Below are 18,945 nucleotides of genomic sequence, written 5' to 3' on the forward strand. Positions count from 1 at the left end.
AGCGGGGCCGATATCTCTGCGACGGCACAATGCGAGCACGCATGACGGCGATCGATACCCCGAAGGCCGCACGTCCACCCGGCTGGCTGCGCATCGCGCCCGCGCTGTTCCTGCTGTTGTGGGCAAGTGGCTTCGTGTTCCTGAAGCTCGGCTTGCGCTATGCCGATCCGTTCACGTTCCTCGCGCTGCGCTATGCGTGCGTCGTCGCGCTGCTCGCCGGCCCGTTCCTGTGGCTGCGCCCCGCGTTGCCGCGCACGGGGCGCGCATGGCGCGATCTCGTCGTGGTCGGCCTGTTGCTGCAGGCCGGCTATTTCGCGTTCACGTACCTGAGCCTGAAGCTCGGCATGTCGGCCGGCGCCGTCGCGCTCGTCACGTCGCAGCAGCCGATCCTCGTCGGGCTGCTCGCGCCGATGATTGCCGGCGAGCGTGTGGGCGTGCTGCGCTGGATCGGGCTCGCGCTCGGCGCCGCGGGCGCGGTGCTGGTGATCCTCGCGCGTTCGTCGGTCGATGTCGCGTCACCGTGGGCGCTCGCGTTCGCATTGCTCGCGCTCGCGTGCATCACCGGCGGCACGCTGTGGGAAAAGCGCTTCGGCACCGACGTGCATCCGGTCACCGCGAACCTCGTGCAGTACGCGGTCGGCCTGGCTGTCACCGCGCCGCTCGCGTTCGCGCTCGAGCCGATGCACGTGCAATGGACCGCCGGGCTCGCCGGCTCGCTGGCGTACCTCGTCATCTGCAACTCGCTGATCGCGATCTCGCTGCTGCTCGCGATGGTGCGGTACGGCGAGGCGTCGCGCGTGTCGGCGCTGTTCTTCCTGATCCCGCCCGCGACCGCGCTGATCGCACGCGTGGCGCTCGGCGAGACGATCGGCGCGCTCGCGTGGCCGGGCATGGCGCTCGCGGCCGCCGGCCTGTTTCTCGTGATGCGCTACTGAACCGAACGCGCCGCGTGCATCTCACATATCGAGACGACGTCCCGTTAATTGACGCGAAATTCACGCGGCTCCTAGACTGGCCTGGATGACGCCGCGCCTCACGCGGCGGCCGCACCGTCCCGCACGACGGGCGAGACGAACCAGGAGACACCGTGATGACCGCTGCCGCCCCGCCGTTGCACGCCGCGACGATGCGACGCCTGAACCTGCGCCTGATTCCGTTCCTGATGCTGCTGTACCTCGTCGCGTACATCGACCGCTCGAACATCTCGGTCGCGGCGCTGCAGATGAACGCCGACCTCGGGCTGAGCGCCGAAATGTACGGGTTGGGCGCGGGGCTGTTCTACGTGACCTACATCCTGTTCGAGGTGCCGAGCAACCTGTTCCTCGCGCGGGTCGGCGCACGCCGCTGGATCGCGCGGATCATGATCACGTGGGGCATCGTCGCGGCCGCGATGAGCACCGTCCATACGCCGGGGCAACTCTATGCGATGCGCCTGCTGCTCGGTGCGGCGGAAGCGGGGTTCACGCCGGGCATCATCTACTACCTGTCGGCGTGGTATCCGCCGAGCGATCGTGCGCGCGCGATGTCGTTCTTCTACATCGGTGCGACGCTCGCGTCGGTGATCGGGCTGCCGCTGTCCGGCGCGCTGCTGAACCTGAACGGCGTGCTCGGCATCGAGGGCTGGCGCTGGCTGTTCCTGCTCGAAGGCGTGCCCGCGCTGCTGCTCGGCTTCGTCGTGCTGCGCCGCCTGCCCGACACGCCCGCCCATGCGCGCTGGCTGCCGGCCGACGAGCGGGCGTGGCTCGAAGCGACACTGCGCGACAGCGCGCCGCGCGAGCACCTGTCGCACGGCGTCGCGCTGCGGCGTGCGTTCGGCGACGGCAAGGTATGGGCGCTCGCCGCGTTCTGGCTGCTGCAGGCGTTCGGCACGATCGGCCTCACGCTGTTCCTGCCGCTGCTCGTGAAAAGCCTGTCGGGGCAATCGAGTTTCGCGGTCGGCAGCCTGTCCGCGCTGCCGTTCCTGTTCGCGTGCGTCGCGATGTACGTGAACGGCCGGCATTCGGATCTCGGCGGCGAACGCGCGCTGCATCTCGGCGTGCCGATGCTGCTGGCCGGCGCGTTGCTGATCGCGGCGATCTATACGCCGACGCTGCCCGTCGCGTATGCGCTGCTCGTGCTCGCGGTCGGCTTCAACTGGGCTGCGACGCCCGTGTTCTGGGCCGTGACGACCGAATACGTGTCGGGTCTCACGGCCGCCGCGTCGATCGCGCTGATCAACGCGGTCGCGAACATCGCGGGGCTCGCGCTGCCGCCGGTAATGGGGCGGATCAAGGACGTCACGCATTCGTACGACCTCGCGCTGCTGCTCGTCGCGGTCGCGCTGCTGGCCGGCGGCGTGCTGGCGTTGCGGATCGCGTCGCGACGCGCGATGCCGGTCGCGGCGGGGCGGGCCGGCTGACTGCTGCGCGCGCCGATGCGACACGACGTAAGTCCCGTTACGCACGTAGAATCGTCCGACGAAAGCGCAGGTTCCGGGCTTCCGCCCCGGAAACTTCTCTCCACGCTACTCACGTGAACGGACTTCGGGAGCACACATGTCATCTCGCACGTATCTCGTCACCGGCGCATCGCGCGGCATCGGCCTCGCGATCAGCGCGTTGCTCGCACGGCGCGGCCATCGCGTCATCGGTCTTGCGCGTCACGCGCAGGGCATCGACTTCCCCGGCGAATTGCACGCATGCGATCTCGCCGACATCGAACAGACAGCGGCGGCGCTTGCACGCATCAGCGAGCAGCACGATGTCGACGGCATCGTGAACAATGCGGGCATCGTGTTGCCGCAACCGCTCGGACAGATCGATTTCCAGTCGCTGCAGACCGTGTTCGATCTCAACGTGCGGGCCGCGATCCAGGTCACGCAGCACTTCGCGGACGCGATGAAGGCACGCGGCCACGGGCGCATCGTCAACATCTGCAGCCGCGCGATTTTCGGCAGCCTCGATCGCACCGCGTATTCCGCCGCGAAGAGTGCGCTCGTCGGCTGCACGCACACGTGGGCGCTCGAACTGGCCGAACACGGCGTGACCGTCAATGCGGTGGCGCCGGGCCCGATCGAGACGGAACTGTTCCGGCAGACGCGGCCGGTCGGCAGCGAAGCCGAACGCAAGGTACTCGCGACGATTCCCGCGCGCCGGCTCGGCACGCCCGACGATGTGGCCGCGGCGATTGCGTTCTTCCTGTCGGACGAAGCCGGCTTCGTCACCGGGCAGGTGCTGGCCGTGGACGGCGGCGGCAGTCTCGGCGGGCGCAGCTGACGCCGACGTCGACGCGTCGGGCGCCGTGGATTTGGCGCCCGGCAGCGGCCGGTTTCGGCGCGGATCGCGGGCGCGCACATGTGGGCGCGCTGATGGCGGGCATTCTGCTTGCGCGCATATTCCGCCACCCCGTTAGCATGTGACGAATCGGACTTTGGGTGCCGCGCATGCGACGCTAAGATCGCCGATCCCGTAGATCGAGCGTTCACAACAATGAAAAAGTCCGCGTCGCCGTTACATGCTTTTCGTTTCCGTGTCGTCTGCGCCGCGATTGCCGGCGCGCTGTCGCTCGCATCGTGCGGCGGCGTCGACAGCGATACATCGTCGCCACCGACGAACACCACGCCGCCGCAGGCCGCGAAACGCCCGAACATCCTGTACATCATGGCCGACGATCTCGGCTATTCCGACATCCATGCATTCGGCGGCGAGATCAACACGCCGAACCTCGACGCGCTCGTCGCGTCGGGCCGCATCCTGTCGAACCATCACACGGGCACCGTCTGCGCGATCACGCGCGCGATGCTGGTGTCCGGCACCGACCACCATCTCGTCGGCGAAGGCACGATGGGCGTACCGACCGACGAACGGCGCGGGCTGCCCGGCTACGAGGGGTACCTGAACGACCGTGCGTTGTCGTTCGCACAACTATTGAAGGATGCCGGCTACCACACGTACATCGCCGGCAAGTGGCACATCGGCTCGGGGATCGTCGGCAGCGCGACGGGCAGCGGGCAGACACCCGACCAGTGGGGCTTCGAGCGCAGCTACGTGCTGCTCGGCGGCGCGGCGACGAATCACTTCGCGCACGAGCCGGCCGGCTCGTCGAACTACACGGAAGACGGCCGCTACGTGCAGCCTGGCCAGCCCGGGCAGCCGGGCGGCACGGGCGGCAGCCCGGCCGTGTTCTATTCGACCGATTTCTATACGCAGAAGCTGATCTCGTACATCGATTCGAACCAGCGCGACGGCAAGCCGTTCTTCGCGTACGCGGCCTACACGTCGCCTCACTGGCCGCTGCAGGTGCCCGAGCCGTGGCTGCACAAGTACGCGGGCGTGTATGACGCCGGCTACGATGCGATCCGCAACGCGCGGATCGCACGGCAGAAGGCGCTCGGCCTGATCCCCGCCGATTTCAAGCCGTTCGACGGCCTGCCTGAAACGACGGCCGCGTCGCCCGCGACCGCGAACAATGGCACGGCCGCCGCGAAATACATCAGCGCGGTGCATTCGGCCGCGGACGGCTACAGCGACTACGGCCCCGGCAAGGTCGACAAGCTGTGGTCGAGCCTGTCGCCGGCCGAGCGTAAGGCACAGGCGCGCTACATGGAGATCTATGCGGGGATGGTCGAGAACCTCGACTACAACATCGGCCTGCTGATCCAGCACCTGAAGGACATCGGCGAATACGACAACACGTTCATCATGTTCCAGTCGGACAACGGCGCGGAAGGCTGGCCGATCGACGGCGGCGCCGACCCGACGGCGACCGACACCGCGAACGGGCAGGACCCGATCTACTCGACGCTCGGCACCGACAACGGCAAGCAGAACGCGCAGCGCCTGCAGTACGGGCTGCGCTGGGCCGAAGTGAGCGCGTCGCCGTTCCGGCTCACGAAGGGCTATTCGGCCGAAGGCGGCGTCTCGACGCCGACGATCGTGCGCCTGCCGGGCCAGACGCAGCAGTTGCCGACGCTGCGCGCGTTCACGCACGTGACCGACAACACGGCGACGTTCCTCGCGGTCGCAGGCGTCACGCCGCCGTCGCAGCCGGCGCCGCCGCTCGTCAACACACTGACGGGCGTCGACCAGAACAAGGGCAAGGTGATCTACAACAACCGCTACGTGTATCCGGTCACCGGCCAGTCGCTGCTGCCGGTGCTGACGGGCACGGCGACGGGCGAGGTGCATACCGCGCCGTTCGGCGACGAAGCGTACGGCCGCGCGTACCTGCGCAGCGCCGACGGCCGCTGGAAGGCGTTGTGGACCGAGCCGCCGCTCGGGCCGCTCGACGGTCACTGGCAGCTGTACGACCTCGCGGCGGATCGCGGCGAGACGACCGACGTGTCCGCGCAGAACCCGTCGGTGATCAGCACGCTCGTCGACCAGTGGAAGACCTACATGAGCAACGTCGGCGGTGTCGAACCGCTGCGTCCGCGCGGCTACTACTGAGCCAGGGAGCGACACGATGCGGTTCCGGTTCCGGTTCTGGACCATCGGCGCGGCGCTGGCCGGCACGCTGTTCGCCGCCGCGTTCGCGGCCGGCTATGCGAATCCCGTCGCACCGGCGGGCGGCGCATTCGACGACGCGAATCGCGGCCGCGCGCTCGCGCCGCTCGGCTCGGAGCGACAGTGCGCGCGCTATTCGGGGCTGCCGGCCGGATGGCGCGACGACCCGAAGGCCGGGATGGTGCACCTGCGTGGCGGCGCGTTCGTGTTCGGCAGTACGCGCGGCTATGCGGACGAGCGCCCGGCGGGCGACGGCCGCACGCGTGTCGGCGGGTTCTGGATCGACCAGACCGACGTGACGATCGCGCAGTTCGCCGCGTTCGTGCAGGCGACCGGCTACGTGACCGAGGCCGAGCAGCAGGATGGGGCGGCCGTGTTCCATGTGCCGACGCGCGACGAGATGAACGCGCGCGACCTGGCATGGTGGTCGTGGGTGAAGGGCGCGTCGTGGCGTCATCCGCGCGGGCCGGGCAGCGGTGTCGACGGGCTCGGCAACCTGCCCGTCACGCTCGTCACGCAGCGCGATGCCCTCGCATATGCGCGCTGGCTCGGCCGCGACCTGCCGACCGAGGCCGAATGGGAATACGCGGGCAAGGCCGGCCGCGACGACGCATCGCTCGACGCGGCGCCGCGCGATGCGCAGGGCAAGCCGGCCGCGAACTACTGGCAGGGCGTGTTCCCGGTGCTCGACACGGCCGAGGACGGCCATGCGGGGCTCGCGCCCGTCGGCTGCTACGCGGCGAACGGGTTCCGGCTCTACGACATGATCGGCAATGCATGGGAATGGACCAAGGACACGTACACGGGCCCGCATCAGCCGCATACGAACGGCGACACGGCGGCCGTCGCGCCGCCGACGCGCCGGCACGATACGCCGATGGTCATCAAGGGCGGCTCGTTCCTGTGCTCGCGCGACTACTGCGTGCGCTATCGCGCGTCGTCGCGCGAACAGCAGGAAGCCGATCTCGGCGCGTCGCATATCGGGTTTCGCACGATTCTGAGGGATGCGTCATGAAGCGCGTCATGGTTTGCGTGGGCGCGTGGCTGATGGCGGCGTGCGTGATCGTTCATTCGGGTTCGGCCGTTGCCGCCGAATCGGCCGCGCCGGCGGTACGCGTCGGCGTGACGCGCGGTGTGCATGCGCAGATCCTGGACGAAGTGAAGCGGGTCGCCGCGTCGCGAGGATTCGGCATCGACGTCGTCGAATTCGACGATGCATCGCGCATCGACGCGGCGCTGGCCGACGGCCGGATCGACGCAGCCAGCTTCGAGGATGCGCAACAGCTCGCCGCGACGCGCGCGCAGAAACGCTACGCGCTGACCGAAATCGCGCCGACCGTCACGCTGCCGATGGCGCTCTATTCGCGCACGCTGAAGAACCTGAACGAACTGCAGCCCGGTGCGACGGTCGCGATTCCCGCCGATCCGCGCGGGATGGCACGCGCGCTGGTGCTGCTGCAAAACGACACGCTGGTGACGCTGCGCGAGCGGGCGGGGCTGCGTGCGACGCTGCGCGACGTGACCGGCAACCGGCTCGGGCTGAAGCTCGTCGCGCTGCGTCGCGATCGCCTTTATGCTGCGCTCGACACGGCCGCGTTCGTTGCGATCGACAGCGACGATGCCGCGCGTGCCGGGCTGCAGCCCGCGCGCGACAGCATCAGCATCGAGGATGCGCGCTCGCCGTATGCGAACGTGCTGACGGTGCGCGACGCCGATCGCGCGAAGCCGTGGGTGACGCAGCTCGTCGCCGCGTATCACTCGGACGACGTCGCGCGCTTCATCCTCACGCGCTACCAGGATTCGGTGCGCCGGCCGTGGTAGACACCTGGCTGCTCGCGTGCAACGCATGCGGACGCTGCTGCAACAGCGCACCGACGCTGTCGTTGCGCGAACTGTTCCGGCATCGGCATCGCTTCGTCGGTGCGCTGACGATCCGCCGCGTGCCGAAGCGTCGAGCGGGCGAGCGCTGGTGGGCGGGCGGCCGCGAACACGTGCTCGACGCGGAGGACGTCGCGGCTTCCGATGCGCTGGCGGCGCGGTTGTTTCATCGCGCCGGCGGCCCGGGGAGCGAATGGATCGCGCTGACGCTGCAGGGCTACGACTATCCGTCGCTCGGCCGTTGCGCGGCGCTGGCCGACGACGGACGCTGCAGCGTGCATGCGGACAAGCCGTCGATCTGCCGCGCGGTGCCGCTCGATCCGATGCTGCCCGACCGCTTGCAGCCCCGCGTGCTGGCCGCGCGACGCGACGATGCGGGATGGCTCGGCGCGAACTGCATCGTCGAAACGGTGAGCACGCAATCGTCCGTTGAATCGTCATTCCCGATTCCGCTGGTGACGGCCGGACAGGTCGCGGACCGTGCGGCGCTCGACGCGTATCGCGATGCGCTGGTGTTCGAGCGCGCGGTGTGGCGGGATGCCGTGTTCGCATCGTTGACCGACGGCGGGCAGGATGTGCGTCATGCACTGTCGCGGCTTGCGCCCGGCGGCTACCTGACCGTGTCGATCGTGCCGGTCCTGCTGGCCGTCGCACCGGTATCCGCGTATTGCCGCACACGCTGCGTTGAATTCATCGACGCGCAACTCGCGTTGATCGGTATGAACATTGAAACAGCACTCGCGCGCCGGCATGCCGACGATCGGCCCGCGACGCGCGAGTTGCGCGGCTTCGCGCAGGCGCTTGAACGGGCACGGCACGCACTGGCCGCGATGCCGGCGCCCGCGGCCGGCATCCGCGAGGACGCACCGCGCATCGACGCGTGGCTCGCCGACCTGCCCGACCTCGATACGATCGCCACGTAACGACGGCGGCCTGCCGCACGTGCCTTACAATCGGCGCTCTTTCAATCGCTTTCGATGGAGCAGGCATGTACGCGTCAACCTTCATTTTCCGTGCCGGGCAATACGACGACGAATTCCACCGGCTCGACCGGCAGATCGCCGACATGGCGCGCGCAACGCCCGGTTATCTCGGCGAGGAGACGTGGGAGAACGCCGAATCGGGGCTGATCCAGAACGTCTATTACTGGGAGTCGGAGGCGGCACTGCACCAGCTGATGCAGCACCCGGCACATCTCGAGGCAAAGACGAAGCAGGCGCGCTGGCTGGACGGCTATCGCGTCGTGATTTCGAAAGTGTTGCGCGAGTATGGCGACGGCAAGCTCACGCAGCCGCATGCAGGCCAATCCGCCTGATTGGCTGTCTGATTCATTTTTTTCGAATTACGGATGAACAATCCGGCGGGCAACAATTCGGCCACGGGCCTGCCGTGGGCACCGGCGACGGCCGGCCTGCGCAACCTGACGGGCCGCGTCGAACGCGACGGCACGGTGACGATCTGGGCGATTACGTCGACGGTCAGCGGCAACGGCGACATCGGTGCGGATCCGAACCGGCTGGTTGCAGTGCGTGACATGTTGAAGAGCACGAGCGCGGCGACGGCTGCACGTGAGCAGTTCGCCGTGCTGCGGACTGCGAAGTTCGCGGAAGTGCTGCGGGGGATCGAGTTCGCGCCGGGGACGGATACGGGGCGGTCGCATTGAAGTAGGAGCGCCCCCGGCTGATTGATGCCGGGTGATTCAGGCACGGCCGCGCGTTTGTGTGGCGGTGCCTTTCGACTTCATGGTGGTGTGGATGCAGTCGGCGCGTTGCGCTTCGCCGTCTTTCGGCTCCGCCTGCTCCACGCGCTGCCAGATCGGGAACATCGCATTCTTGACCGACGTCTGCGCGTCGATGAGCTTGCGGTGATCGATGCCCGGCCTCGCCATCCGTCGGCCCACACCGCGTCAAAGCGCTTCGACCAGCAACCGCTTGCTCTTCTCGCAATACTCATGACAAGCCGCCCGCGCCGCAATCGATGCGCCATGCACGAACCGCGGCGCATCGGCCCGCCGCGACATCGACACGACGATCGACGGCGGCGACGGCTGCAGCGGCAGCTCCACGACTTCACCGCTTTCGATCAACGCATCGACGAACAGCACCGGAATCGCCGCCACGCCGAAACCGTCGCGCACGAGCTGCACGATCACCGAGATCGACGGCGACCCAGTGATGCGCGTGTCCGACAACGGCACGCCGTGCGCATGCGCGAGCGTGCGGACGATATCTTCGAGCGCACGATGAGGCGCCGTACCACGCCCGTAGGTGAGAATCGGCTGGCGCAGCACCTGCCGCGCGAGGCCCGTGCGCGTGTTCGGCAGCAGCCCCGCGCGCGCGATCCAGCGCACCGGATAGTTCGCGAGCGCATCGCACACGACCGACGCCTCGTCGCTGCCTTCCACGCGGATGATCAGGTCGAGTTCGCCGGCCATCAGACGGCGCTGCAGCACGACGCTGACGTCGACGGTCAGGTCGATCTCGAGCTGCGGATAATCGGCCGCCAGCCGCCGCAGGTAGTGCGGCAGCCAGCTGTGCACAACGGTTTCGATCACGCCGAGCCGCAGCTTGCCGCGCAGCGCGCTCTCGCCGGCGGCGGCGGCCTGCAGCTCCTGGGTCGCCTCGACCACGGCCTTCGCATAGCCGAGCAGGTATTCGCCGTTCGGCGTGAGCCGGAATTCGCGGCTGTCGCGGTCGACGAGTACCGTCTGCAGTTCGTCCTCGAGCGCCTTCAGGCGCTGCGAGATCGCGGCCGGCGTCGCGTGCAGCGCGGCGGCCGTCGTGCGGAAGTTGCGCAACTTCGCGAGCGTGACGAAGGTTTCGAGAAAACGCGTGTTCATGGCGGGCGGACGGAGGGTGAGCGCGCACTTTGCCGGTGAGGAAAAGTGAACGGAGCCGGGGAAAACCCCGAGACCCGTTAAGAAATTCTATACACGAAGCGCAAAAAAACTCGTTGGCGACAAAATTTTTTCTTTTCTACTCTTCGCTGTATCCGATGACACGGCACCGTCATCCCGACGACACACCGACCTGCGATAGAACCCCATGACGCCTTCCGAATTCCGCCAGTCCGTGCGCCACGGCGCGTTCCGCGGCCCGACCGCCGGCCACTGCGGCCCGTACGCGCAAGCGAACCTCGCGATCCTGCCCGATGCGTATGCGCACGATTTCCTGCGCTTCTGTCAGGCGAATCCGAAAGCCTGCCCGCTGCTGGGCGTCGGCGAACCGGGCGCGTTCCGGGTCGACGTGCTCGGCGAGGATCTCGACATCCGCACCGACGTGCCGAGCTACAACGTCTATCGCGACGGCCGCCTGACCGAACGTGTCGAATCGCTCGAAGCACTGTGGCGCGACGATTTCGTCGTATTCGCGATCGGCTGCTCGTTCTCGTTCGAGGACATGCTGGCGCGCGAAGGGATTGGCCTGCGTCATGTGGAGGAGGGGCGCAACGTGCCGATGTACCGCACGTCGATTCCGAATCGCCGCGCGGGGATCTTCGGCGGCCAGCTCGTCGTGTCGATGCGGCCGCTGCGCGGCGCCGACGCGATTCGCGCGGTGCAGATCACGAGCCGTTTTCCGGGCGTGCACGGCGCCCCGATCCATCTCGGCGATCCGCGCGAACTGGGTATCGCCGACCTGAACGCGCCCGAATTCGGCGACGCGGTCACGATCCGCGACGGCGAGCTGCCGGTGTTCTGGGCATGCGGCGTGACGCCGCAAACCGCGCTGATGGACGCGAAGCTGCCGATCGCGATCGCGCACACGCCCGGCCACATGCTGATGACCGACATTACGAACGCGTCGCTGGCCGTGTTCTGAGCCCGGACGACGACAACCCGACCCGCACGGCACGCCGCACGCGCGACAATCATTTGACGGCGCATAACGACAGGAGCACCACCATGGAAAGCAAGACCCTCGCGGCGCACGCCGCGGAGCCCGCGAGCCCCGAGCGCAACGGCCTGTTCTCGTGGTACGGGGACGCGCAGCCGCGCGAGCGACGCGCGTTCTGGAGCTGCAAGGTCGGCTACATGCTCGACGGGATGGACACGCAGATGCTGTCGTTCGTGATCCCGACGCTCGTCGCGACCTGGGGCATCTCGCTCGCGGATGCGGGCTTCATCGGCACGATCACGCTGCTCGCGTCGGCGGCCGGCGGCTGGATCGCCGGCATCCTGTCCGACCGGATCGGCCGCGTGCGCACTCTGCAGCTCACCGTGCTGTGGTTCGCCGTGTTTACCGCGTTGTGCGGGCTCGCGCAGAACTACCACCAGTTGCTCGCGGCGCGCGCTTTGATGGGCTTCGGCTTCGGCGGCGAATGGACGGCCGGCGCGGTGCTGATCGGCGAAGTGATCCGCGCGCGCGATCGCGGCAGGGCGGTCGGCCTCGTGCAGTCGGGCTGGGCGATCGGCTGGGGGCTGTGCGCGCTGTTGTACGCACTGCTGTTCTCGGTGCTGCCGGCCGAGCAGGCGTGGCGCGCGCTGTTCCTCGTCGGGCTGGCGCCCGCGCTGCTGGTCGTCGCGATCCGTCGCTACGTGAAGGAGCCGGACGTCTATGCGAAGGAGAAGGCCGCGCAGGCGAAAGTGGCCGACGCGCCGCGCCTGACCGAGATCTTCGCGCCGAAGCTGATCACGACGACGCTGCGCGCGGCGCTGCTGACGACCGGCGCGCAGGGCGGCTACTACGCGATCACGACGTGGCTGCCGACCTTCCTGAAGACCGAGCGGCACCTCACGGTGATGGGTACCGGCGGCTATCTCGCGATGATCATCTTCGGCTCGTGGGTCGGCTACCTGACGAGCGCGTACCTGACCGACCGGCTGGGCCGCAAGCCGAACTTCATCCTGTTCGCGGTCGGCTCGATGGTGATCGCGTTCGCATACACGTCGCTGAACCTGACCAACGCGTCGATGCTGTGGCTCGGCTTCCCGCTCGGCTTTTTCGCATCGGGCATCTTCTCGGGGATGGGCGCGTTCCTCACCGAACTGTTCCCGACCCGCGTGCGCGGCTCCGGCCAGGGCTTCTGCTACAACGTGGGCCGCGCGATCGGTGCGCTGTTCCCGTTCCTGATCGGCGCGCTGTCCAAGCAATACGGGCTCGGCACGAGCATCGGCATCTTCGCGGTCGCCGCATACGGCGTGGTGATCGTCGCCGCGCTGACGCTGCCCGAGACGCGCGGCCGCGAACTCGACGCCGCATAAGCGGCGGGGGCGGCCCGCCCTTCGTTTTTCTTCCCCTTTGACCGACCCCGTGACACGGCGCGCGACGCGCGCCGTGCGGCGGCGCTCATCCCTCGATTCCACGACGCATCGACCCGACATCATGACTGACCGACACCTTTCCCCCGTTCCCTCCGACACTGCGCGCTGGCAATTCTGGATCGACCGCGGCGGCACCTTCACCGACATCGTCGCGCGTCGGCCCGACGGCACGCTCGTCACGCACAAGCTGCTGTCGGAGAACCCCGAGCAGTACCGCGACGCGGCCGTGGCCGGGATCCGCCACCTGCTCGGCCTCGCGGCCGGCGAGCCGATCACGCCCGAGCGCGTCGACATGGTGAAGATGGGCACGACGGTCGCGACCAACGCGCTGCTCGAACGCAAGGGCGAACGCACCGCGCTCGCGACGACGCGCGGCTTTCGCGACGTGCTGCGCATCGCGTACCAGAACCGGCCGCGCCTGTTCGATCTCGACATCGTGCTGCCCGACGCGCTGTACGAATCCGTCGTCGAGATCGACGAGCGTATCGGCGCACACGGCGACATCGTCGTGCCGCTCGACGTTCAGGGTGCCGAAGCGTCGCTGCGCCGCGTGTTCGACTCGGGCGTGCGTGCGCTCGCGATCGTGCTGATCCATGGCTATCGCTACACCGCGCACGAACGTATGCTGGCCGAACTCGCGCGCCGGATCGGCTTTACGCAGGTGTCGGTGTCGCACGAGGTGTCGCCGCTGATGAAGATGGTGTCGCGCGGCGATACGACCGTCGTCGACGCGTACCTGTCGCCGATCCTGCGCCGCTATGTCGAGCAGGTCGCGCACGAGATGCCGGGCGTGAACCTGCAGTTCATGCAGAGCAGCGGCGGGCTGACGCGCGCCGACGCATTCCAGGGCAAGGACGCGATCCTGTCGGGCCCGGCCGGCGGCATCGTCGGGATGGTGCGCGCCGCGCAGGCGGCCGGCTTCGAGCGCGTGATCGGCTTCGACATGGGCGGCACGTCGACCGACGTGTCGCACTATCACGGCGAGTTCGAGCGCGTGTTCGAGACGCAGGTGGCCGGCGTGCGGATGCGCGCGCCGATGATGAGCATCCATACGGTGGCCGCGGGCGGCGGCTCGGTGCTCGGCTTCGACGGCGCACGGCTGCGCGTCGGGCCCGAGTCGGCCGGCGCGAACCCGGGGCCGGCGGCCTACCGGCGCGGCGGCCCGCTGACGGTGACCGACTGCAACGTGATGCTCGGCAAGATCCAGCCCGATCATTTCCCGCGCGTGTTCGGCCCGCACGCGGACGAACCGCTCGACCGCGACGGCGTGGTCGCGAAGTTCGCGGCGCTCGCCGACGAGATCCACGCGGCGACCGGGCGGCGCGAGACGCCCGAGGCGCTCGCCGAAGGCTTCCTGGAAATCGCGATCGGCAGCATGGCGAATGCGATCAAGAAGATTTCCGTGCAGCGCGGCCACGACGTGTCGCGCTACGTGCTGACGACGTTCGGCGGCGCGGGCGGCCAGCACGCGTGCGGCGTGGCCGATGCGCTCGGCATGACGCAGGTGTTCGCGCATCCGCTCGCGGGCGTGCTGTCGGCATACGGAATGGGCCTCGCCGACCAGACCGCGATGCGCGAGCGTGCGGTCGAGGCCGTGTTGTCCGACGATTCATTGCCGGCACTGAATGCCGCGCTCGGCCGGCTGGCTGACGAAGCCGTCGGCGCGCTGCTCGAACAGGGCGTGCCGCCGGAGCGGATCGCGACCGAGCGGCGCGTGCACCTGCGCTACCAGGGCACCGATTCGGCGCTCGACGTGCCGGCCGGCAGCGTCGAAGCGATGCAGCAGGCGTTCGAGGCCGCCTACCGGCAGCGCTACGCGTTCCTGATGCCCGGCACGCCGCTCGTCGCCGAGCTCGCTTCGGTCGAGGCGATCGGCCGCTCCGACGCGCCGGTGGAGATCGCACCGCTCGCGCCGCGCAACCTGGGCAACGGCGACGCAGCCGCGCTACGCGCCCATTCCGCGGTGCGCTTCCATTCCGGCGGCCAATGGCACGACGCGGCGCTCTACGTGCGCGACACGCTGCTGGCCGGCGACGCGATCGACGGCCCGGCGATCGTCGCTGAGAAGAACGGCACGACCGTCGTCGAGCCCGGCTGGCGCGCGCAGATGACCGCGCAGGGCAACCTCGTGCTGACACGCACGACGCCGCTGCCGACGCGCCGCTCGCTCGGCACCGATGCCGACCCGGTGCGGCTCGAGATCTTCAACAACCTGTTCATGTCGATCGCCGAGCAGATGGGGCTGCGGCTGCAGAACACCGCGTACTCGGTGAACATCAAGGAGCGGCTCGACTTCTCGTGCGCGATCTTCGACGGCGACGGCAACCTGATCGCGAACGCGCCGCACATGCCCGTGCACCTCGGCTCGATGGGCGAGAGCATCCGCACGGTGATCGAGCGCAACCGCGGCCGCATGCGCGACGGCGACGTGTTCATGCTGAACGACCCGTATCACGGCGGCACGCACCTGCCGGACGTAACGGTCATCACGCCGGTGTTCGCGGACGGCTCGGACGCGCCGCTGTTCTATGTCGGTTCGCGCGGCCACCACGCGGACATCGGCGGCACGACGCCGGGCTCGATGCCGCCCGACTCGACCCACATCGACGAGGAGGGCGTGCTGATCGACAACTGGCAGCTCGTGTCGGCCGGCACGCTGCGCGATGCGCAAACCCGCGCGCTGCTCGCATCGGGCCGCTACCCGGCGCGCAACGTCGAGCAGAACATGGCCGACCTGCGCGCGCAGGTCGCCGCGAACCAGAAGGGCGTCGACGAACTGCGCCGGATGGTCGCGCAGTTCGGCCGCGACGTCGTGCTCGCGTTCATGGGGCACGTGCAGGACAACGCGGAAGAAGCCGTGCGGCGCGTGATCGGCGCGCTGCAGGACGGCGCGTACCGCTATCCGCTCGACAACGGTGCGGAGATTCGCGTCGCGATCCGCGTCGACCGGGCGGCGCGGCGCGCGGAAATCGATTTCACGGGCACGTCCGCGCAACTCGACAACAACTTCAACGCGCCGAAGGCCGTGTGCATGGCCGCCGTGCTGTACGTGTTCCGCACGCTGGTCGGCGACGACATCCCGCTGAACGCCGGCTGCCTGAAGCCGCTCACGGTGATCGTGCCCGCGCGCTCGATGCTGAACCCCGAGTATCCGGCGGCGGTCGTGTCGGGCAACGTCGAGACGTCGTCGGCCATCACCAACGCGCTGTACGGCGCGCTCGGCTGCGTCGCGTCGAGCCAGGGAACGATGAATAACTTCACATTCGGCAACGATCGCTACCAGTACTACGAGACGATTGCGGGCGGCAGCGGTGCCGGTGACGGGTTCGCGGGCGTCGGCGCGGTGCAGACGCACATGACGAACTCGCGGCTCACCGATCCGGAGGTGCTCGAATGGCGCTACCCGGTGCGGCTCGACTCGCACCGGATCCGCGCCGGGTCGGGCGGTGGCGGGCGCTGGCGCGGCGGCGACGGCGCGGTGCGGCGGATTCGCTTCCTGGAGCCGATGACCGCGTCGATCCTGTCGAACAACCGGATCCACGCGCCGTTCGGCGCGGCGGGCGGCGAGGCCGGCGCGCTCGGCCGCAACATGATCGAGCGCGCGGACGGCACGATCGAGGCGCTCGACCATATCGGCCGCGCGCAGATGGCGCCGGGCGACGTATTTGTCGTCGAAACGCCGGGCGGCGGCGGATACGGCGCGGCGGGCTGAGCCGTGCAGCCGGTGCCGGCGCGCCGCGCCGGTGCTCGTACGGCATTGCAACGGACTGTGGAATAAAGCCGCGCATTGACGCACGAAAGGAATCAAAATCGACGGAAAGCCGGGTCGCCGGAGGGCGATCCGGCCCCGTCTCCACGCGCCTTCCGAAGCGCCGCCGCCGAATCCTGAAATCAGCCGCAAATGCCCGCCTGGCGGGGCGCTCAGCCCGACTCGCCGTACCCGTTGCGCACCGCCGCAACCGCGATTGATCAGCCTGCCAATCATGAAAAATCCGGCTTGCCAATCGAGTCCCAATTCCTTGACACTCTGCTCTAATTGTGAGTGCCATTCCTGATCGTCATTTGATAAGATGGCTCTCATCATTCGTTAGGCAGCACCTGCGCGCATGACGCGCGAACGCCGGGTCGCATTAGCGGGAAACAAAGTACGGGACGAGGCCCATCATCACGGCAATCACGGCCGCCTTGCCGGGCGCGCATGACGCGCGGCCCGGAACGGCGGTCGGCCGGCTCGCCTCCGTCTACACTGTGCGTTTTTTTCTGGATCGGGGCGTCTCCATGGATGACGAAAACGATAGCGCGGTGCTCGAGGCGCACGTCGGTACGCGCAGCCCCTGCTGGCGTCTCGGCAGCGACAGCAACGCACTCGAACTGGCGGCCGTCCGCGGCCTGACCAACGTCGCCGTCGCACTGACGGGCGAACAGGCCGCGTGTGTCCGCGCGCTGACCGGCGTCACGTCGCACCTCGTGCTCGACATCGCGCTGTTCGGCGAACCGGTCAAGCTCCATCTCGTCGGCAGGAAGGTCGACACGACCGACTGGGCCGGAACGGCTTGCGCCTATTCCGATGCCGAATCCGTCGCGGGCGATCTCTCGCACGGGCTCGCGTTCGCCGAGCAGGTCGTGTCCGAAGTGAATTCGCTCGTGGTGATCCTCGACCGCAACGGGAGGGTGCAGCGCTTCAACCGCCTGTGCGAGGAAGTGACGGGCAAGCGCGAGGTCGACGTGATCGGCCGCAGCGCGTTCGAGCTGTTCATGAGCCCGGAGCAGGGCGCGCAGTCGCGCACCAACATCACGGGCTTTTTCGCGAGCAACCACTCGTTCGCGGTCGAGCGCTACATCAACACGGTCAACGGGCCGCGCCTGTTCCAGTTCCGCAACAAGTTCGTGCAGAGCGGCAGCGGCGTCGAGGAGCAGTTCCTGATCTGCTCGGGCATCGACATCACCGAGGAGCGCAACGCGCAGCAGCGGCTCATCGAACTCGCGAACACCGACGTGCTGACCGGTCTGCCGAACCGCCATGCGATCAGCGAGCGCATCCACGCGGCGATCGCCGCCGAGACCGCCGAGACGCGCGGGCAGGTCGGCATCCTGTTCCTCGATCTCGACAACTTCAAGCGCGTCAACGATCACTACGGGCACATCACCGGCGACCGGCTGCTGCAGGACGTGTCGAAGATCATCAGCGGCTGCCTGCCGTCCGGCGCGACGCTCGCGCGGCTCGGCGGCGACGAATTCCTCGTGCTGTTCGAGCACGGCACGCGGCCGCTGCTCGAAGCGACCGCGCAGATCATTCTCGAACGGCTGCGCACGCCGATTCATCTCGGGCTGATGGAGGTCTACACGAGCTGCTCGATCGGCATCGCGATGCATCCGCAGCACGGCGACTCGCTCGAGACGCTGATCCGCAGCGCGGATACCGCGATGTACGTCGCGAAGGAGGAGGGCAAGCATACGTATCGCGTGTTCTCGCTGGAGATGAACCAGAAGGTCGCGAAGTACATGTGGCTCGACACGAACCTGCGCAAGGCGCTCGAAGAGGAGCAGTTCGTGCTGCACTACCAGCCGGTCGTCGATATCGCGACCGGCGACGTGCACGGTGTCGAGGCGCTGATCCGCTGGCAGTCGCCCGATCGCGGGCTCGTCGCGCCGGTCGAGTTCATCCGCTTCGCGGAGGAGTCGGGCCTGATCGCGCCGCTCGGACGCTGGGTGATGCGTACCGCGGCCGCGCAGGCCGCCGCATGGAAGGCGAAGGGGCTCGGCATCCGGATCGCGGTAAACGTGTCCGCGCGGCAGTTGCAGGACATGAACATCGTGCACCAGTTGGCGTCGATCCTCGACGCCGCGGGGCTCAAGCCCGGCCTGCTCGACATCGAGCTGACCGAGAGCTGCTTCATCGAGGACGAGGATGCGGCCAATGGGCTGATGCGGCAGTTCCGCCACCTCGGCGCGGAGATCCATCTCGACGATTTCGGCACCGGCTATTCGTCGCTGTCGCAGTTGTCGCGCCTGCCGCTCGACGCGATCAAGCTCGACCGCAGCTTCATCACGGGCATCGACCGCAATCCGCGCTCGCAGGCGCTGGTGCGCTCGGTCGTGTCGCTCGCGAAGGCGCTGAATTTCGCGGTGGTCGCCGAAGGCGTCGAAACGCACGCGGAAGCCGAATTCCTCAAGCAGATCGACGTCGATCATGCGCAGGGCTACTACTACGCGCGCCCGATGCCGGCACAGGCGTTCGAGGCGTGGCTCGCGGAGACGAGGAAGCTCAGGCTGATCGCCTGAGCTTCGTTCATGAACGGGCGCCGCCAGCCAGCGGCGGCGCCC

Annotated in this window: 15 protein-coding genes; 13 read left to right on the forward strand and 2 right to left on the reverse strand. The window is 68.4% G+C overall.

From position 1 onward, the window contains the following. Nucleotides 1–41 precede the first annotated feature (41 nt). The 9 genes from F3J15_RS22290 to F3J15_RS22330 all read left to right on the forward strand — a co-directional run bounded on the left by F3J15_RS22290 (nt 42) and on the right by F3J15_RS22330 (nt 9,024). Nucleotides 42–935, forward strand: a complete 894-nt coding sequence (locus tag F3J15_RS22290; protein ID WP_166894067.1) for a DMT family transporter — start codon at nt 42–44, stop codon at nt 933–935. Nucleotides 936–1,090: 155 nt separating this feature from the next. Continuing rightward, entirely contained in the window at nt 1,091–2,398 is a 1,308-nt protein-coding gene (locus tag F3J15_RS22295) for an MFS transporter (RefSeq protein ID WP_069250806.1), read from the forward strand. 136 nt (nt 2,399–2,534) lie between these two features. Continuing rightward, nucleotides 2,535–3,254, forward strand: coding sequence for an SDR family oxidoreductase (locus F3J15_RS22300; RefSeq protein WP_069250807.1), 720 nt, complete (start codon nt 2,535–2,537; stop codon nt 3,252–3,254). A gap of 213 nt (nt 3,255–3,467) precedes the next feature. After that, nucleotides 3,468–5,426 carry an arylsulfatase gene (locus F3J15_RS22305; protein ID WP_166894069.1) on the forward strand — a complete coding sequence of 653 codons (1,959 nt, stop codon included), beginning with the start codon at nt 3,468–3,470 and terminating at the stop codon, nt 5,424–5,426. Nucleotides 5,427–5,442: 16 nt separating this feature from the next. Beyond that, entirely contained in the window at nt 5,443–6,498 is a 1,056-nt protein-coding gene (locus F3J15_RS22310) for a formylglycine-generating enzyme family protein (RefSeq protein WP_166894071.1), read from the forward strand. An 8-nt stretch (nt 6,499–6,506) separates the two neighbouring features. Continuing rightward, nucleotides 6,507–7,304 carry a MetQ/NlpA family lipoprotein gene (locus F3J15_RS22315; protein WP_240158955.1) on the forward strand — a complete coding sequence of 266 codons (798 nt, stop codon included), beginning with the start codon at nt 6,507–6,509 and terminating at the stop codon, nt 7,302–7,304. Further along, the gene (locus tag F3J15_RS22320; RefSeq protein WP_166894075.1) at nt 7,298–8,284 is read left to right on the forward strand and encodes a YkgJ family cysteine cluster protein; all 987 of its coding nucleotides are present in this window, start codon (nt 7,298–7,300) and stop codon (nt 8,282–8,284) included. The genes F3J15_RS22315 and F3J15_RS22320 overlap by 7 nt, the downstream gene beginning before the upstream one ends. A 65-nt stretch (nt 8,285–8,349) precedes the next feature. Then, nucleotides 8,350–8,676 (forward strand): antibiotic biosynthesis monooxygenase, encoded by a 327-nt coding sequence (locus F3J15_RS22325; protein ID WP_089447119.1) that lies wholly within the window; start codon nt 8,350–8,352, stop codon nt 8,674–8,676. A 33-nt stretch (nt 8,677–8,709) separates the two neighbouring features. Further along, nucleotides 8,710–9,024 (forward strand): hypothetical protein, encoded by a 315-nt coding sequence (locus F3J15_RS22330; RefSeq protein ID WP_240158951.1) that lies wholly within the window; start codon nt 8,710–8,712, stop codon nt 9,022–9,024. Nucleotides 9,025–9,060: 36 nt separating this feature from the next. Here the strand turns inward: F3J15_RS22330 and F3J15_RS38130 are convergent, their stop codons facing one another. Continuing rightward, entirely contained in the window at nt 9,061–9,186 is a 126-nt protein-coding gene (locus F3J15_RS38130; RefSeq protein WP_275691234.1) for a hypothetical protein, read from the reverse strand. 81 nt (nt 9,187–9,267) lie between these two features. Further along, nucleotides 9,268–10,200 carry a LysR family transcriptional regulator gene (locus F3J15_RS22340; RefSeq protein ID WP_166894077.1) on the reverse strand — a complete coding sequence of 311 codons (933 nt, stop codon included), beginning with the start codon at nt 10,198–10,200 and terminating at the stop codon, nt 9,268–9,270. 205 nt (nt 10,201–10,405) lie between these two features. Here F3J15_RS22340 and F3J15_RS22345 point away from each other — a divergent pair, with 205 nt between their 5' ends. From F3J15_RS22345 to pdeR, 4 genes are all read left to right on the forward strand, one after another. Next, nucleotides 10,406–11,179: a putative hydro-lyase gene (locus F3J15_RS22345; protein ID WP_069250814.1), complete on the forward strand. Its 774-nt coding sequence runs from the start codon at nt 10,406–10,408 to the stop codon at nt 11,177–11,179. Between the two features lie 83 nt (nt 11,180–11,262). After that, complete coding sequence (locus F3J15_RS22350; protein WP_166894079.1) at nt 11,263–12,561, forward strand: MFS transporter; 1,299 nt, start codon at nt 11,263–11,265, stop codon at nt 12,559–12,561. Nucleotides 12,562–12,682: 121 nt separating this feature from the next. After that, nucleotides 12,683–16,333 (forward strand): hydantoinase B/oxoprolinase family protein, encoded by a 3,651-nt coding sequence (locus tag F3J15_RS22355; RefSeq protein ID WP_166894081.1) that lies wholly within the window; start codon nt 12,683–12,685, stop codon nt 16,331–16,333. Nucleotides 16,334–16,899: 566 nt separating this feature from the next. Beyond that, nucleotides 16,900–18,903: a cyclic di-GMP phosphodiesterase gene (pdeR, locus tag F3J15_RS22360; RefSeq protein ID WP_166894083.1), complete on the forward strand. Its 2,004-nt coding sequence runs from the start codon at nt 16,900–16,902 to the stop codon at nt 18,901–18,903. The last annotated feature ends 42 nt before the right edge of the window (nt 18,904–18,945 follow it).

This window comes from Burkholderia sp. Ap-955 (genome assembly GCF_011753045.1).
Lineage (GTDB): Bacteria > Pseudomonadota > Gammaproteobacteria > Burkholderiales > Burkholderiaceae > Burkholderia > Burkholderia lata_D.